General features: G+C 59.2%; 13 protein-coding genes. 5 read left to right on the top strand and 8 right to left on the bottom strand.

The window, feature by feature from the left end; translation table 11 throughout:
- Positions 1-85 precede the first annotated feature (85 nt).
- Together FHU12_RS09030 and FHU12_RS09035 are read left to right on the top strand one after the other, a co-directional pair.
- The gene (locus tag FHU12_RS09030; RefSeq protein WP_185742291.1) at positions 86-2227 is read left to right on the top strand and encodes a TonB-dependent siderophore receptor; all 2142 of its coding nucleotides are present in this window, start codon (positions 86-88) and stop codon (positions 2225-2227) included.
- Positions 2227-3366: an ABC transporter substrate-binding protein gene (locus tag FHU12_RS09035; RefSeq protein ID WP_141968849.1), complete on the top strand. Its 1140-nt coding sequence runs from the start codon at positions 2227-2229 to the stop codon at positions 3364-3366. The genes FHU12_RS09030 and FHU12_RS09035 overlap by 1 nt, the downstream gene beginning before the upstream one ends.
- Before the next feature lie 4 nt (positions 3367-3370).
- On the opposite strand, the gene FHU12_RS09040 is transcribed toward FHU12_RS09035, so the two are convergent.
- On the bottom strand, positions 3371-4030 hold the full coding sequence (locus FHU12_RS09040; protein ID WP_230201386.1) for a TetR/AcrR family transcriptional regulator: 660 nt from the start codon (positions 4028-4030) through the stop codon (positions 3371-3373).
- A gap of 117 nt (positions 4031-4147) precedes the next feature.
- Between FHU12_RS09040 and FHU12_RS09045 the strand changes: the two genes are divergently transcribed.
- Together FHU12_RS09045 and FHU12_RS09050 are read left to right on the top strand one after the other, a co-directional pair.
- A complete protein-coding gene (locus FHU12_RS09045) occupies positions 4148-5698 on the top strand; it encodes an MFS transporter (RefSeq protein WP_141968851.1) in 1551 nt (516 codons plus the stop codon).
- 2 nt (positions 5699-5700) lie between these two features.
- Positions 5701-7086, top strand: coding sequence for an MmgE/PrpD family protein (locus FHU12_RS09050; RefSeq protein WP_060433064.1), 1386 nt, complete (start codon positions 5701-5703; stop codon positions 7084-7086).
- Between the two features lie 136 nt (positions 7087-7222).
- Here FHU12_RS09050 and FHU12_RS09055 read toward each other — a convergent pair whose 3' ends face one another.
- From FHU12_RS09055 to FHU12_RS09075, 5 genes are all read right to left on the bottom strand, one after another.
- Positions 7223-8758 carry a phospholipase D family protein gene (locus tag FHU12_RS09055; protein WP_141968853.1) on the bottom strand — a complete coding sequence of 512 codons (1536 nt, stop codon included), beginning with the start codon at positions 8756-8758 and terminating at the stop codon, positions 7223-7225.
- 86 nt (positions 8759-8844) lie between these two features.
- Positions 8845-9636, bottom strand: coding sequence for an AraC family transcriptional regulator (locus FHU12_RS09060; protein ID WP_141968855.1), 792 nt, complete (start codon positions 9634-9636; stop codon positions 8845-8847).
- A gap of 356 nt (positions 9637-9992) precedes the next feature.
- Positions 9993-10310 carry a cupin domain-containing protein gene (locus FHU12_RS09065; protein WP_038871643.1) on the bottom strand — a complete coding sequence of 106 codons (318 nt, stop codon included), beginning with the start codon at positions 10308-10310 and terminating at the stop codon, positions 9993-9995.
- Between the two features lie 234 nt (positions 10311-10544).
- Positions 10545-11570, bottom strand: coding sequence for an NAD(P)/FAD-dependent oxidoreductase (locus FHU12_RS09070; protein WP_260440713.1), 1026 nt, complete (start codon positions 11568-11570; stop codon positions 10545-10547).
- 38 nt (positions 11571-11608) lie between these two features.
- Positions 11609-12781, bottom strand: a complete 1173-nt coding sequence (locus FHU12_RS09075; protein ID WP_260440714.1) for an MFS transporter — start codon at positions 12779-12781, stop codon at positions 11609-11611.
- A gap of 181 nt (positions 12782-12962) precedes the next feature.
- On the opposite strand from FHU12_RS09075, the gene FHU12_RS09080 reads away from it, so the two are divergent.
- On the top strand, positions 12963-13832 hold the full coding sequence (locus tag FHU12_RS09080) for a LysR substrate-binding domain-containing protein (protein WP_141968860.1): 870 nt from the start codon (positions 12963-12965) through the stop codon (positions 13830-13832).
- 82 nt (positions 13833-13914) lie between these two features.
- Here FHU12_RS09080 and FHU12_RS09085 read toward each other — a convergent pair whose 3' ends face one another.
- Both FHU12_RS09085 and FHU12_RS09090 read right to left on the bottom strand, forming a co-directional pair.
- Entirely contained in the window at positions 13915-14322 is a 408-nt protein-coding gene (locus FHU12_RS09085; protein ID WP_141968862.1) for a PTH2-like family protein, read from the bottom strand.
- 99 nt (positions 14323-14421) lie between these two features.
- On the bottom strand, positions 14422-16302 hold the full coding sequence (locus tag FHU12_RS09090; protein ID WP_141968864.1) for a diguanylate cyclase domain-containing protein: 1881 nt from the start codon (positions 16300-16302) through the stop codon (positions 14422-14424).
- Positions 16303-16449: the final 147 nt, after the last annotated feature.

Here is a 16449-nt window from a genome sequence, read left to right on the forward strand (position 1 = left end):
GTCGGTCAATGGGTATTTTAACGCTTGCCTGAGATGGCCAGGCTCCCGCCCCACAGCGAGACTCTTACTTGAAGAGGGATTATTTTTGAATAAATTCAACGAATTTCATTTGCGGCACGCTTATCTTTGCCCGTTTTTTTTGGGCATGGTGCCTTGCCTGACTCTGGCGGCAGGCGAAGAGTCGATATGGGTGGTAGCTGACGGTTCGTCCTCGGGCAACGTTCCACAGGGCTACGCGGCCCAACAAGCGGAGGTGGCAACCAAAACCCGTTCGGCGCTGGTCGACGTGCCGCAATTCGTCTCGGTGGTCAATCGACAGCAAATGGACGTGCAATCAGCCGATACGGTCAGTCAGGCGCTGCGCTACAGCGCCGGCGTTGCCGTAGAACGCTTCGGTGCATTTTCCAGCGGCGTGGACTTCGCCAGAATGCGCGGCTTTGAGGCTGACTACTATCTGGATGGTTTACGCGTCATCGGCAATACCGGCATTTGGGGGCCACAGATTGAAACCTGGGGGTTGCAAAGCGTCGAAGTCTTGCATGGCCCCTCCTCCTCGTTATACGGCCAGGGCGGTGCCGGAGGCGTAATCAATATGATTTCCCGGCGGCCTTCCGCTACCGAGTCGAATCAGCTTAAATTGGATGTCGGCAACGACCGTACGCGTTCCCTCAGTCTCGATGCCACCGGCGCACTGACCGATGACGAACAGTGGTTGTATCGTTTCGATGGCCTGGCAGCCACGCGCGGCTCGCAGATAGAAGATACCCGGCAGAAGCGTCTCTATCTGGCGCCCGCCATCACCTGGCAGCCCAACGAACGCACGCGCTGGACCGTGCTGACTCACTATCTGCGTGAACCCGAGTCGGGCTATTACAACACCTTGCCCGCCCAGGTTCTGGGGCTGTTGCCCAACGCGCGCGGCAAGATAGATACCGATAAAAATTACAGCGATCCGGCGCACGAGAACTCAAGCCGCACGCAATATGATGTGACCTCACTGTTTGAAGTGCAGTTGAACGATCGCTGGCGATTAAAGCAAAACCTGCGCTATTCCCATGTAGACTCTGCAGTGCGACGCGATTTTACCCGCGCCATCACGCCGGACAACCGCCTTTTGACGGCGGTCTACCAAGATTCCCCGAGTCAGGCGGACAGCATCGTGATGGATAACCAGGCCGAGGTGAAATTCGCTACCGGCGCCATCGCCCACCAAGGGTTGGTCGGCATCGACTACCAGACCGGTAAACTGGATAAAGACTGGTGGGGATCGCAAACCGTGACGTTCGATCCCTGGTCCGGTCAGTACCGCCCTTCATTCGATCCTGTTCCGGTTTCACGCACGTCGACAACGCAACGTTTTCACCGCACCGGTTTATACGGGCAGGACGAAGCCAGCTGGCGCGGATGGCATTTGCTGTTGGGCGGCCGTCATGACTGGTCGCGTATGCGTACCAGTGACAATCTGGTCCATACCCAAACGCAAACCAATGACGCCGCCTGGAGCTATCGTGCCGGATTGAGCCACCCGTTCGACAGCGGCCTGGCGCCGTGGGCCAGCGTCTCTACCGCCTTCGATCCGCTGACCGGCACCGACGCTCAGGGCTCACCGTTCAAACCCACCCATTCCACTCAGTATGAGATGGGATTGAAACTGCAGCCGCCCGGCAGCGCAATGATGACCAGCCTGGCGGTCTACCAACTAACGCAGCGCGATGTGAACACCATCGATCCCCTCAATCCCAGCTATTACACCCAGACTGGTGAAGTACGTTCTCGCGGCGTGGAGCTGGAATCGCGTGCGGCGCTGACCGATAGCCTTAACCTGATGCTGTCCTATGCCTGGGTCAACAACGTCGTGACTCAAGCCAACGATAACACCCTGGGGCGACATCCGGTCGGTGTTCCGGCGCAAACCGGCTCAATGTGGCTGGACTATCGCTTTACTAAAGGGCCGCTGCAGGGGCTGCTGATCGGCGGCGGCGCTCGCTACCTGGGGGCCAGTTGGGGAGATGGCGCCAACACCTTTAAAGTGCCTGCCGTTTGGCTCGGCGATATGACCGTTCGCTATACGCCGGGTGCCTGGGATCCGCGTCTGTATAACCTCGAATTGGGGTTGACCATCAACAACCTGACCAACAAATCTTATGTCGCCAGTTGCACCAGTGCGCCTTACTGCAGCATCGGCATCGAACGCAGCGTCACCGGTTCGATAAGTTGGTATTTCTGATGCGCAGACGGCGTTTTCTGCAGGTCGCCACTTTGCTGACGCTTTCCTCGCCGTTGCGATCTCTGCGCGCGCAGGCCGATACGCAGACCGTGACCGATATCGTCGGGCGAACGGTGACCTTACGTTATCCCCTGCGGCGTATTTTCCTGGCGGAAGGCAATCTGTTTTATACCGTTGCGGCGCTTAATCCCCGCGCGCCGATGGAAAGACTGGTGGGCTGGCGAGACAATTTTCGCACCGCCGACCTGGATAGCTATCGGCTGTATCTGCGTCATTTTCCAGAGTTGGCGCAGTTGCCGACCTTCGCCGGGGTGCAGCAGATGCAATTCGATCTGGAAAGGTTGATCGCCTTGCGGCCCGAAGTCATGTTGCTCAATGCGAATACTCGCTCGGCGCTGGAAGCGAGCGGTTTGATGGCTAAGCTCACGGCGGCCAATATCCCCGTGGTATTTGTCGATATGAGCATCGGCCTGATGAACAACAGCGCCAGAAGCATCGCCATCATGGGACAGCTGTTTGATAATCCGCAAAGCGCAGACAGCTTGATTCGCTTCCGTCAGCGACATCTCGATACGATCCTCGATACGCTGGCAAAACGGTCTCCGCCGCGCCCACGCGTAATGATGGAGCGCGCCGCCGGGTTGTACGACGATTGTTGTCTGTCTTGGGGAAATGGCAACTACGGTGAAATGGTGAATATCGCAGGCGGATTCAACTTGGCCCAGAGGCATATCCACGGCGTTTACGGTTCACTGAGCCAGGAAACGGTGATCGCTTCCCGGCCCGATAAAATCGTTGTGACCGGCAGCAACTGGAGTCATTATTCACCTAGCGGTGACTGGGTCAACCTTGGCCCCGGCGCAGATTTGGCGCTGGCAAAAACGCGCCTGGAAAAATTGATGCGACGCCCGGCTTATCGCACCCTGGCCGCGGCAAAGAGCGGAAAAGCGTATGCCATCTGGCACCCGTTTTACGATCATCCCTTTAATTTCGTCGCTATCGAGCGGCTGGCCACCTGGTTTCATCCGTCGCTGTTCGCCGGCGTCGATCCCGAAGCGACATTTGCGGAGCTTTTCGCGCGTTTTCTTCCCATTCCGTATCAGCCCGGTTACTGGGTATCGCTCGATGCGGAGCCGTGAATGATCAGCGACACCCCAGCAAACGCATGAACTCCTGCGCCAGCGCCGCCCCCAGTCCTTGACGATCGGCGTTGGGATTGACCATGACGTCATCCACGGCGCCGTGCATGCCGTGATACATCAGGATGGCGGTCAAATGCGGATTATCCAGACTCCAGGCGCCCGCCGCGGCGCCATCGTTTAAAATCGTCAGGATCTGTTCCAGCACGGCATCACGATCCTGATTGCCCCGGGTATGATAATGATGATCGTGATACAGCGCATCGTGCAATTCCATACCTTCAAAATAGGTCGCCACGCCAGCATCACACCAGGCTCTTAGGCGCGCCAACCAGTCATCTTGTGCACATTCATCGATAGCCAGCTGAATTTTCTCGATAAAGTGATTAGTGAACCGTATACGTAAAGCGGACAACATTTCGTTTTTGGACGGAAAATAGTGGTAGAACGTCCCTTTGGCGACGTTGGCGTCACGGACAATATCGCTGATGGTGGTCGCTTCAAATCCTTTTTCGATAAACAGCTTCTGTGCCGCATCCATCAATTCATCCAGGCGCACTTCTGCCGGTTTGGTTCGAGGCTGTGTTTCTTTCATCTTTTCTTTTGTCTTCATATCAACGTCCAGTGTGGATCCAGCGGCCATCGTAACCAATGTTGTTGCCATTGACCAGCCGACCTAGCGCAGTGAAATCAATATTCACACTCCATTGACCGACGGTCAGTCATAATATAATGTGAGAATAGTTTTCACTATCACCCTCTCTCAATAAGGAGCCCCTCTATGTCCGGTATGCGCAGGATTTCGCTCGTTGCCGCCATCTGTCTGGGTACATTTATGGCGTCGCTCGATATCAGCATCGTCAATGTGGCACTGCCCACGATGCTGGAATCACTGCAAACCGACATGTCGGGCTTGCAGTGGGTCGTTGACGCTTATGCCCTATGTCTCTCCGCGTTAATCCTTTCGTCCGGCCCGCTGGGCGACAGGTTTGGCCGTAAACGCATTTGGCTCTTCGGCGTCGCCCTGTTTACCGTTGGTTCGATCGTTTGCGCATTCGCGACCAGCCTCGGCATGCTGCTGACCGGTCGAGTGATCCAGGGTATCGCCGGTGCAGCCGTCATCCCGGGTGCGCTGTCCCTGCTGACCCACGCGTTTCCGGAAGAACAGCTGCGGACCCGCGCGATCGGCATTTGGTCCTCGGTTAATGCGCTTTCGTTGGTGATCGGCCCGGTTTTGGGCGGCCTGCTGGTACACACCACTGGTTGGCCGGGCATTTTCTGGATCAACATTCCGGTCGGGATCGTCGCGCTGGTATTGGGCGGTTGGGGATTGAGAGAGAGCTCGCATCCGGAACACGCTGCGCTCGATCCGCTAGGGCAAGGGCTGAGCATCTTGTGGCTCGGCGCGCTGACCTATGGGCTGATTGCCGCCGGTGAGTTCGGCTGGCACAGCGTGCAGTCGCGCCTTCCGCTGTACGCCGCCCTGGTGCTGTTTGCGCTGTTTCTCTGGGTGGAAACCCGGGTCAAACGCCCCTTGCTGCAACTGAGTCTATTTCGTCACGCCGACTTTACCGGCTACAACTTCGCCTCTTTCGTGCTTGGATTCTCCGCTTACAGCAGCGTCTTCTTCGTCTCGTTATTTCTGCAACAGGCTCAGGGTTGGAGCCCCGCGGACACCGGTTGGCGCATGGCACCGGAGTTTCTCGCCATGGCGCTGGCCGCTTCGGGTTTTGGCCGCCTGTCCGCCAAACTGAGTGTGAACTCGCTGATGATCGCCGGCTATGGTCTGATGGGCATTGCCCTGCTGTTGCTGACGCAGCTGCACGCCGACTCGTCTTACCCCCTGGTGGCGCTGTATTTGGCGCTACTCGGCTTCGGCATGGGGTTGTCGATGCCGGCGACCAGCGCGCTGGTGATGCGCACCGTCGCGCCGCAACGATCTGGGATGGCATCGGCAACGATGAACGCGCTGCGACAAACCGGCATGACGCTGGGCATCGCGCTGCTGGGCACATTGATGAGCATGCAAGCGGTCACGACTTTAACAGCGGCGTTGCACACTCAGGGGGTGGAACAGGCTGCCGAAATCGCCCGGGTAGCGGTGATAGAGCAACAGCAGACGGCCGTGGACGCGGTGGGCGCGAATCGCCTGCAAGATCTGACGCACAGCGCCTTCGCCGACGGTTTCGGGATCGCTATGTTTTGGGCCGGATTGCTCAGCATCGCGATGACCGTATGGCTGCTGATCATGCTGCATCCGCGTTTCCGTCTGCATTCACAGGCTGAAAACGCCCTGCTGAGCAAGTCCGCTGAACGACTGAACGAGGAATAAACATGACAAAATTATCGGTCGACCCGATCGAGGAATTGATCGCTTTCGCCTCACAGATAGATGCGTGCATGGTTCCCCCCGCTGTCCTGGCATTCCAATGCAAACGACTGATGGATAATCTTGGCTGTCTCGCCGCAGGTTATGACCAAAGCGGCGTCGACGCGGCGCTCTCGCTGGCCAGACGCTGGAGCGGCAACGCCGAGGCCAGCATTATCGGCAGTGAAGAACGCCTCGCCGCGCCGCAGGCGGCGTTCGTCAACGCCGTGCGAGCCCGCGCGCTCGACTATTGCGACGTTCTCTCCCCCGGCTGGCATCCCAGCTCTTCGGATATTCCAGTCGCGCTGGCTGCGGCGGAACTGTCGGGCGCTTCCGGATTGGATATGTTGGCGGCATTGGCCGTCGGCCAGGACTTCGCACAACGCATCAACCTTGCTGCGCAGGCGAACGGCTTTTTCTACCGCGGATTCGACTCAAATATCCTTGGCCTGTTTTCAGGCGCAGCGATCGCCGCCCGCTTGCTGCGCCTGGATCAACAAGCTTTCGCCGACGCCATAGGTCTGGCGTTCGATTTCGGCATCGGCACCTTCCAACACTATCAGGACAAGACGCTGGCGGTGCGCATCAGCCAGGGATTGGTGGCGCGCCATGCGCTGGAAGCCGTTTTGATGGCTCAGGCGGGGATAAGCGGCCCCAAACGCGTCCTGAGCGGCGAGAACGGTTTTTTCAATCTCTATGCGCCGGGCGAACCCGATCTGGGGATGCTGACCCACCAATTGGGCATTGCCTTTCTGGGTGAAGAAGCGACCTGCTTCAAGCTATACCCACATTGCAGCATTCTGCTGGCGTTGACAGAAACGCTCTTGAACGACGGGCCACACCGGCAATTGCCCGATCCCGAACGAGCGAAGATCACGCTGCATGCATCACCGACCATGCGCATGGTGTGCGGTGCGCCATACGAGCCGCAGAAAACGGCCGAAATCGATGCGCAATTCAGCGCGCGTTACATCATCGCTAACGCGCTGCTGCGCGGCCAAGCCAGCGCTCTCGAATTCAGTGCGGCCTTCGCGACAGAACCTACGGTCGTTGCGCTAGCGCAGCGTATCGAGGTTCATGAACAACACGCCTTTGAACGGTTTGACCGCTTCGAACTTCATATCACGCCGGAACAAGGTGATACGCTGCGGCTCGAAGCCGAATTCGGCCGCGGCTGGCCGGAGAACCCGGCGGATATGCAGGATATTCGGGATAAATTTCTTCGCTGTTGTGAGCAGTCGCCGAATCATGGATTGAGGAATAACGCGCGACGGCTGATGGCCTGTATCGAGAATCTGATCGAAGCGCCCTCGTTACAAGCCTTGTTAGCCGCAACTCGGGAGGGGCGCTAGTCCGGCTTAGCCACCGCATATCGCCGGAGTTAACGTGGCGGGGTCCGTCCTGTCACTTCGGCGTGTAAATCTCTCCGAGCGTGGCGATCACTTTCGCCACGTTTGGGTTATCGAGTGGCGGCGGCATTCGCCGGCGTTACAGCATCCACTCGATAGGCAGCCAGCCGGCCACGGTGAGAACGATGCGTTTTACCCAGCCGGCGCCGGGTTCCTGCTGGTGCACCTCGGTGTGACCGTCTTCGAAGGCTTCGTTCCATACCATGTTGCCTTCGGGTGTCAGTACCGGCCGATAGGCGGCGTATTCGAGCGGGCCATCAAACAGTTGACGGGTGTCGGCCGCCAGCGTCGGGCTGTCGATCAAGAAGCCCATTTCGCAGTTCAGGTGCGCCGAGCGCGGATCGAAATTGAACGACCCGATAAATACCCGCTTATCGTCGATAGCGAAGGTTTTCGCGTGCAGCGCCGCGCCGGACAGTCCCAGCGGCTTGAGTTCCTTGCGCCCGGTCGGTTGACCGGCGCGCAGCTTCAGCTCGAACAGCTCGACGCCCGCCTGCAGCAGCTCACGCCGGTATTTGGCGTAGCCCGCATGCACCACCAGCACGTCGGTGGTGTTCATCGCATTGGTCAGCACGCGAATGGACTTCCCCTGTTTGGCAAGCGATTCAAAGAAAGTCGCCCCTTCTCGCCCCGGCACGAAATAAGCGGAGACCAGATCCAATTGCCGGCTAACGCCGCCGATGATCTTGCCCAGCTGCGTCACCATCAAACGATCGCGCGAAGCCTTGCCCAGTCCTTTCGCCGGATCGTCGGCCACCAGCTCTACCTGGGTGAATTCCGGTTGCACGGCGCCATCGCGAAAGCGCACCGCGCTGGTTTCCAGCTGTACCGCCAGTTTGCGAGCCCGATCGCTGCTTTCGGTGGCGGTGGCCTGCGTCAGGAAGGCGGAAAGATGGCCTTTGCCCCGGATAATCTGCTCAACGCCGAACACCGAGGCGCTGTTCCAGTAGCGATCGAAGACCTCGGCGGTCTCCGCCACCACGTTGCCGACGCTCAGCACGTCGAGATCGAGGAAATAGTTTTCATCGCCGACCTGGAAATATTCGTCGCCAATGTTGCGGCCGCCGATGATCGCCACGGCGCCGTCGACGATGTAAGACTTGTTATGCATGCGCCGGTTCATGCGCATAAAGTCAAAGGCGTAGCCGGCCAGCTTCGGCGTACGCACGGTTGACGGGTTGAACAGACGGATCTCGACGTTTTCCTGGGCGTTCAGCGCCGCCAGCGTCTCATCCATGGCGACGCCGTTATCGTCCAGCAGCAGCCGCACGCGCACCCCACGTTGCGCCGCATCATACAGGGTTTTCAGCAGGATCTGCCCGGAGGTGTCGTTATGCCAGATATAGTACTGGGCATCGATCGACCTTTCCGCCATCCGCGCCAACGCCAGACGGCTGGCGAACGCATCGTGGCCGCTGACCAGCGGCACCACGCCGCTCAGGCCGGGATGTGCCGCCATCTGTTCGGCGGCCCGCGCAGGCAATAGCGCGGTAGGATCCGCCGGCAATGCCGCCTGCGGCAGACGCTGCGAAATATCCGGCAAACGAAAGATGACTCTTGCCGCAATAATGGCGATCGTCACGGCGATAATCAGATACACGACAATTTTTATCACGGGAAGCGGCCTCGGAGGTTGACTGCTTTGCTTTATACGTCATTAGGTTGCTTCAATCTATAGGAGAAGCGCGCTATGCAATAAGGCTATAGCGTAAAGCGCGAAGGCGAAACACCAAACAGTTTTTTGAACGCCACCGAATAGGCGCTGTGGCTCTCATAACCGCTTTCGAAGGCGGCGTGAATGATCGAGTTGCCCGCCAGCAGCAGCGGGATGGACGACAACAGCCGTAGACGCTGTTTCCACTGACCAAAGGTGATGCCGGTTTGTTGAGTGAAGTGACGCTGGAAGGTTTTCGCGCTGATCGACAATGAATCCGCCCAGACCTCAATGCCGCGATCGTCGGCCGGCGTGATGACCAACTGCCGGCAAATGTCAGCCATTCTCGCTTCCATCGGCCAAGGGAGATGCAGCGCCAGCTGCGGCTGCAGGCTCAGCTCCTCGAGGAACAACGCCCTGAGCAGCGCGTGGCGCGTGGACTCCTCGCCCTCGGGCGCCAGCGTCGCCAACTGGGCGATCAGCTCGCGCAGCAGCGGTGATACCTGCAAGACGCCGTCCCGCAACGGCAACCGCGCGGCGGTGAATTCATCGACAAAAATTCCGTAAACGCAAATGTTGCTCTGCATGACCAGCTGATGTTCGACCCCCGGCCGCAGCCAGACTGCGGTGGTAGGCGGCACGATCCAGCGCCCGCAGCTCGCCTCGACCGCCATAACGCCCTGTTGCGAATAGAGCAAATGGCAGCGTTTATGCGAGTGATAAGGAATGACAAAGCCCGCCGGATAGTGTTTCACCAGCCCCGTCACCTCGAAGGCGGAGTTTTCGTGGCTGCTGAGGTCGATGCGTTTCGTTTCGGCGTTGTCGACGTCGAATCCCATGATCGTTTGTCCCTTTTGATAACGCGAATGTCTTTTATTTGATAGAGGGACCGCATGATCCTCCATATAGTGACGTTCTCGCAAGCCACACCAGGGGCCTTATGCGAAGAAACTCACTATTACACCCAAATTTCATCGTTCTGCGTGGTAACGGGGCGATGACGTTGTGCATGCGCTGCACAATGGCGGCAACGTTGCGGGGGCGACGATGCCGAAAGTGATGGAAAGGGAAAGCGCGGTGGAATGAATCAGGAGGTGTACGCATAACCAGCATCCAGCTCAGCCTGGGGGGCGGCTCAATGCTGAAGGGATAGGGAGAGCGCCTAGGCTCTCCGCTATCCATTCTTGTTATCACATCAACGGGCCAGTTCGGCGCCGTCCAGCTCGGAAATCGCCAGGCAAATCACTTCCGTTATGGCCTGTACCGTATAGGCGGTATTGGCAGGAATGATCAACATCTCATGAGGTTGCAGCGTCTGATCGTCAACCTTCAGTTCACCGCTCAGCACCATCAGTTTTACCCATCCCGGATGAAAACGCGCCGGTTGTCGGCTGCCCGCATCCAGCTTCAACAACGCCGTATGGCCAGGCGTCTCCCGTTTCAAAATATGAAAGCGCACCCCATCGTAAGGCATGTTTTCGTAATGCAGTGACGCCAGTGTTCTCTTATGCATGGTAAGTGTCCTCGTGACCTGTGAGTAGCTGCACCGCCCTCGGTCGCCGTAAACGATTGGCGGCTGTCCCTACCGAAAGCACAGGCTCGCAGCCTCTTGGCGAACGGATTAACTGTCGTACTTGCAGCGGCCCGACCGACCGCCGTTTCATGCCTAACCTGCCTCAGGCATGCTACTAAATATATAAGAGCCTCGCCGACGGCGCAAAAAACCGCTGCAAGGTTGAGCGTATATTCACTTCTCGTCGTCTATAAATCGCGCCGGGCGATAAGCGTGCGGAATAGCGGGATTGACGCCATGCAGCAGCTCGTCGCCGACCAACCGGCCAAGCGTCGGCGCGCACATCACGGCCGGGTGCATCACTGCCACATAGAGGCAGGTGGCGCCCAGCGGCCCGATGATGGGATAACCGTCGCGCGGCCGGGGGCGCATCCCCACCGAACACGCCTGCAGTTGCAAGGGCGCCGTATCCGGCAGGCGGTTTTTAATCGCCGATTGCGCCTCGCCCTCCACGCGGTTTTCATCGCCGTGCGCAGGATAATCCTCCGCCGCCAGCAGATCGCCATTTCGCGCATGGCGCACTTCAACGTCGTCGCCCGCAATCAGCGTGTTCACCGCCTGAGCCGCCGCGTGATAGCGTAACAAAATGGCCGGCGATGCCTCGATCGGCAGCGAGAATCCGCTGCCGTCCAGCAGCGCAGAGATCCCCGTGCCGCAGGCGAGCACCACCCGATCGGCGGCAATCGCGCCTTCCTCGGTAACGATGCCAACGATCTGCCCCTCTTCACGCAAAAATCCGGTGACGGTTCGCCCCAGGAGCAACTCCCCACCCCAGGCGCTAACGCATTCGAGCAACCGCTGTGTCACTTCTTGCGGATCGACGGCGCCGTCACGCGCCGCAAAATAGGCTTGGCTATCGGGCTGCCTGAGCCCCGGTTCCAGCGCGGCCATCTCGGCGGAGGGCAAAAGCCGATTGTCGGGGTTTTGCGTCGCCGGTGCCTGGCCATAGCTGAGCGCGCCGGACCAATTCACCCAGAGATCCGGGATCTCCTGCGCCAGGCGCATCCAGTCAGCGACGATCTCGCGCCGCAGAAACGCATCGGGAGCGCCCTCAGGCACGCCTTCGCTGATCCAGCCAAACGAGCTGCCTGTGGCCCCCGCCGCGGGATGTGCCTGCTCAACCACGATAACGTGCTGCCCCTGGCGCGCGAGATGATAGGCGACCGATGCCCCAACAATCCCGGCGCCCACGATAACCATGCATGATGATGTTCCATTCATTTAATGATGTCCGTACCTCATTTAACGTGTTGTCGCCAAAGCAACCCTGCCGCCAGACAGGCTACCCCGCCGCCGCAGGCCAATACGGCATAAGACGCGCCCCAGCTCTGGGTGGTATCCATCACGACGCCAAAGGATAAAGGGGCGAACGAACCGATGCCGAACCCCAGCAGCGATCGCCAGCCCATCACGCTGCCGAGCTGTTGCGGCGGCACGTTGTCCGCCATCGCGGCCGACAGCACGCCGGAGTCGCCGAGAATAAAGAAACTGCCGATGCTGACGGCCAGCAGCGTCCAGCCCGGCCCCCAGTTCGCCGACCACCCCATCAGCAGCGATCCCAACGCGCCGGCGGCGCCCATAAACGTCAGCACCGAGGCGCGATTGAAATAGTCGGAAACGGTGCCGACAATCAGCGTGGCGATCATGCCGGCCAGGTGGATCGCCGCCGCGACGATCAATCCGGCGCTGAGCGGATCCAGAGCGAAACCGCTCAATGCCTCGCTGACCAGGCTGGGCGCCCAGGCCCAGTTACCGAGCAGTTCCCAGCTGTGGGCAATATACCCGATCAGTAACAGCAGGGTCGCATAGGTGATAGCATAGCTTTCACGTTTCGTCTTCCTCCCCAGCGTGCGCGTTTGCGGTTCCCGATAACCGACCAGGGCCAACGACCCCGCCAGCGCCCCCAGTAGCGCACCGGCGGCGCACAGGGAAAACGCCACGCCGGCGCCCCAGCGCATAGCGCTCCAACCGGCGATAAAAACCGACAGGAAATACCCTAACGAACTGGCCGCCAGCATCATGCCAATGGCATAACCGCGTCGGGACGGACCATTCATCCCCATCGCTAACAGCAGCGCCGGCGTATAGGCGCCGCCCTGCGTCAGGCCGACGAAGGCCATCAACATCAACGCGACGATATACGAATGGGCAAACACGGCGAACAGCATCAGCGCACCGGCGCCCAGCCAGGAAAACAGCAGATAAACCCGGCGCGCGCCCAGTGAATCACACCACCAGGAAGCCACCAGCAACGCCAGGGCGTTGGTGAGGCTGAACACCGTCTGCACCGTACCGGCGGAGGCGGCGTCGAGCTGCCACTCGCTTCTGATGGTCGGCAGTGCACCGGCGAACATCATGGTGCCCAGGCAGAGGCCGGCTCGGCTCACGCAAAGCAGAAAGAAAGCTCGCATCTCAGGGCCGTCTCCCTGCCCATCGAGGGGTGAGGATGACTCGACTAACACGGGCGCTATAAGGGGGAAATGGCTGCATGGCACACTCGGCAAACCGGGAACGATGCGTGATAATAGTGAGAAAAATCAACGACTGACAAACGATCTTTTCGCGCTCATTTGGTTGAGCTAGACTCAACCTATGAAAAAAATTCACTCCCTGCCGCACCTGTCCGCTTTTGAAGCCGCCGCCCGTCTTGGCAGCTTCAGCGCCGCTGCGGATGAGCTGTTTCTCACCACCGGCGCGGTCAGCCGCCACATCCGCAGCCTGGAAGAACAGCTGGGGCTCAAACTGTTTTATCGCGGACACAAGTCCGTGCGGCTGACGCTGGCCGGCGAGAATTTTTCCCGCACCGCGTCCCGAGTGATAAGCGAATTGTTTTCGGCGGAAAGCGCACTGAAAGCGAGCGCCGGCCGGCAGCGGCTGGTGGTACACAGCCTGCCGACGTTCACCATGCACTGGCTGATGCCGAAGCTGGCGGCGTTCAATGAGATTCATCCGGAGGTCGCGATTGATATCACCACCAGCACAGGGGCCGTCGATCGCAATACGCCGTTTGATCTGGCGATCCGGCGCGATCCCGCGCACTTCTCCGGGCTGAAAGCGATCCCTTTTCTGCAGGAGGAAAGCCTGCTGGTCTGCAACCAGAGCTATTTGCACGCCATGCCGGTCAGTGCGCCCGGCAAGCTGGCCGGGCATACCGCCATCCGCATCCGCGCCCGTGAGGATTTATGGCACAGCTGGCTGAATACCTACCCGACGGCGCTGGATGCCTCGCCGCCGCCGCTGACGCTCGACCATACCTTCGCCGCCATTCAGGCGGCCGAAGACGGCCTGGGGCTGGCCGTCGTGCCTTACCTGTTCTGCGCCAAACATCTGTCGTCCGGCCGGCTGGTGTCGCCTTTCCCGGCGTTGACTATCCGAACCGGCGTTTATTCCCTGCTGCTGCGCGATCGGGACGATGAGGTCGTGAGAAAGTTCGTCGCCTGGCTGCAGACGTTCCAGGCGTAAGCGCCGTATCGGAAACGCGTCACCCTCCGGGACATGCTCGAGCGTTTCGTGCGTTCACTCGGTAAACCAGGCAAGGACATTCTCAGGCATGGAGCGCCAGGCCTTTTATCGCCTTATCCACCGCTTTCTTCGGTCCGCGCAGCGCCAGACCGACCAAATCCAGATTGTCCGCGTCTTCCGCGAGATAAACCTGCCGGTTGGCTTCATCGTGCCCGGTCGCGAACATGGCGTGCACATAGGGGATCAACGTCAATTCCCGCTCCAGCCCTTTGCGATGCACATGTTGCAGGCCCGGCAGGTCCGCGGCAAAAATCAGCATCGGTTGCCCTGAAATGCCGCCGTAGCGTCTGCCTTGCGCATCCACGTAACGCTCGCCGATGATTTCCGGGGCGGCGGCGGCGATGCCCGTCGCCAGAAAGGCCACCACATTCAGCCGCTGCCAGGTTTGCAGATCGTCGCGTACGATAAACGCTATCTTGGTATCAAACATGTTCCGCTCTACTCCGTTGTGCTGTTAAAAGCGCATCATCGGCGATGAGTGAATCAGCGGTATAGAACGTTTGTGCACTGACGTTTCACCGTTTCACGCTCACAACTCGCAGATGGCATAAGTGCCCTTTCCGGCCGATTTCGCCTGATACATCGCGCCGTCGGCGCGGGTCAACAGCATCTCCTCCGTCACGTCAGTGTGTGAGGAAATCGCCGCTCCCAGGCTGGCGGATAGGCTCACCGTCTGCTGCCCGATCTGCGAAATTTCGGCCAGCCGCGCCAAGACGTTTTCGCAAAATTCGCTGACCTCGCGCTGCGGATCCGCCAACGGCCACAGGATCACCGTGAATTCGTCACCGGCCAGACGCGAGACGCTATGGCGCTCGCCGGCGCAGGCGCTGAGCAACCTGGCGAACGTCTTGAGGATCAGATCGCCGAAGTCATGACCATAGCTGTCATTGAGGGCTTTGAAACCATCGAGATCGATGAACACCAGCGCCATTTGCCGCTGTTCGCAACAGGCCTGCAGCGTGCCGGACAACCGACGCAGGAAGGCGCGGCGGTTGGTCAATCCGGTCAGCATGTCGTGCGTGGCATCGTACTCCAGCCGTTGCTGCAGGCGCTTCAACTCGGTAATGTCCATGGACAGAATATAAAACCCCTGAGCTTCGCACGGTACCAGCGTGGTGTGGATCATCAGCAGCCCCTTCTGGGTCTGGAGCTCATTTTCGAAGCTCACCATTTCCCCCGCCAGCGCCCTGTCTATCATCGGTTTCGCTATCTGATAAACGTTCTCCCCCATAAAGTCGCGCACCGTCATTCCTCTGAGGCGGCTTTCTTCCAGGCCAAACCAGGTTTTATAGGCGCTGTTAGCGAACAGGTAGCGTTCATTACCGTCGATTTGGCTGATCAACGCCGGCATGTTGTCAGTAATGGCCCGCAGGCGTTCCTTCTCCGTGCTGAGCTGATATTCGGCGAGTACCCGGGTTTCAATCTCTTCGTTGAGTTTCTTGACGACCACGTTCAGCTCCCGCGTGCGGATTTCGACGCGTTGTTCCAGCTCGTGTTGCAGAGCGAACAGATCGGCCTCCGCCGCCTTGCGCTCGCTGATATCGACGATAACCGAGATGAAATGATCCGGTTTGCCGTTAGGCAGCCGGTTTAACGCCACCGTCAGCTGCACCCAGACGATCGAACCATCGGCGCGGAAATAGCGTTTCTCCAGCGAGTAAGTGCTGATCTCGTTTCTCAGCAGTTGCTGCAGCTTTTCCAGATCGGTGTTGAGATCGAGCGGATAAGTAATGTCCTGAAAGGTGCGATCCATCAGCTCGTGCTCAGAATAGTGCAGCATTTCGCAGATGCGCGGATTGACCCGCAGCCAATACCCCTGCAGCGACACCAACGCCATCCCTACCGCCGCCTGGGCGAAGGTCTGTTCGAACAAGGCTTCCGAGCGTTGCAGGTTGGACTTCAGGTTTTCGGTATAGACGTGGCGTTCAATGCTCTGGAGGTACTCTTCCACCACGGCGGCGAAGTCGTGCAGATCGGCCACCTGCTCCGGGGAAAACGGCTGCGGCTGGCTGTCGATAATGCACAGGGTGCCGAGCGGCAAGCCGTCGAGCGACAGCAGCGGTTGCCCGACGTAAAAACCGATCCTCGGCCCGCCGATCACCAGCGGATTATCGAAAAAGCGCGGGTCTTTGGCGGTATCGGGCACCACCAGCGCTTCGCGTTGCAAGATGGCATGGCCGCAAAACGAGATATTGCGCGGCGTTTCTCGAGCATCCAGACCGTAGCGCGATAAGAACCACTGGCGATCCCGGTCGATCAGCGACACCAGCGCAATGGTCACGCCGAAGTATTTCGCCGCCAACCGCGTGATGCGATCCAGTTTTTCCACCGAGTTCGAATCCAGCACGTTCAGGGAATTCAATACCGACAGGCGTTCGGCTTCGTTTTCGGGGAAGCAGGGTTCGAGCATGTTGTCTCCCATTGTGTCACCCACGGCCCCCGGCAAAGCCGGCGTGAGTCCGTTCAGCGTTTCCGTCGGTTAGCGGCAAATATCCTTGTCCATCATAGACTCACTCAGTATCAATCCGATTGCGTATTCTCGCCAGCTTTGCCGGGC

The sequence above is a fragment of the Serratia marcescens genome (assembly GCF_006715005.1).
Taxonomy (GTDB): Bacteria; Pseudomonadota; Gammaproteobacteria; order Enterobacterales; family Enterobacteriaceae; genus Serratia; species Serratia montpellierensis.

What these genes read in the sequence shown, in the direction of transcription:
- FHU12_RS09075 (WP_260440714.1), bottom strand. Translation starts at nt 12,781, where the DNA reads ATGCGAGCTTTCTTTCTGCTTTGCGTGAGCCGAGCCGGCCTCTGCCTG.
- FHU12_RS09070 (WP_260440713.1), bottom strand. Translation starts at nt 11,570, where the DNA reads ATGGTTATCGTGGGCGCCGGGATTGTTGGGGCATCGGTCGCCTATCAT.
- FHU12_RS09050 (WP_060433064.1), top strand. Translation starts at nt 5,701, where the DNA reads ATGACAAAATTATCGGTCGACCCGATCGAGGAATTGATCGCTTTCGCC.
- FHU12_RS09060 (WP_141968855.1), bottom strand. Translation starts at nt 9,636, where the DNA reads ATGGGATTCGACGTCGACAACGCCGAAACGAAACGCATCGACCTCAGC.
- FHU12_RS09090 (WP_141968864.1), bottom strand. Translation starts at nt 16,302, where the DNA reads ATGCTCGAACCCTGCTTCCCCGAAAACGAAGCCGAACGCCTGTCGGTA.
- FHU12_RS09035 (WP_141968849.1), top strand. Translation starts at nt 2,227, where the DNA reads ATGCGCAGACGGCGTTTTCTGCAGGTCGCCACTTTGCTGACGCTTTCC.
- FHU12_RS09065 (WP_038871643.1), bottom strand. Translation starts at nt 10,310, where the DNA reads ATGCATAAGAGAACACTGGCGTCACTGCATTACGAAAACATGCCTTAC.
- FHU12_RS09045 (WP_141968851.1), top strand. Translation starts at nt 4,148, where the DNA reads ATGTCCGGTATGCGCAGGATTTCGCTCGTTGCCGCCATCTGTCTGGGT.
- FHU12_RS09080 (WP_141968860.1), top strand. Translation starts at nt 12,963, where the DNA reads ATGAAAAAAATTCACTCCCTGCCGCACCTGTCCGCTTTTGAAGCCGCC.
- FHU12_RS09040 (WP_230201386.1), bottom strand. Translation starts at nt 4,030, where the DNA reads ATGGCAACAACATTGGTTACGATGGCCGCTGGATCCACACTGGACGTT.
- FHU12_RS09085 (WP_141968862.1), bottom strand. Translation starts at nt 14,322, where the DNA reads ATGTTTGATACCAAGATAGCGTTTATCGTACGCGACGATCTGCAAACC.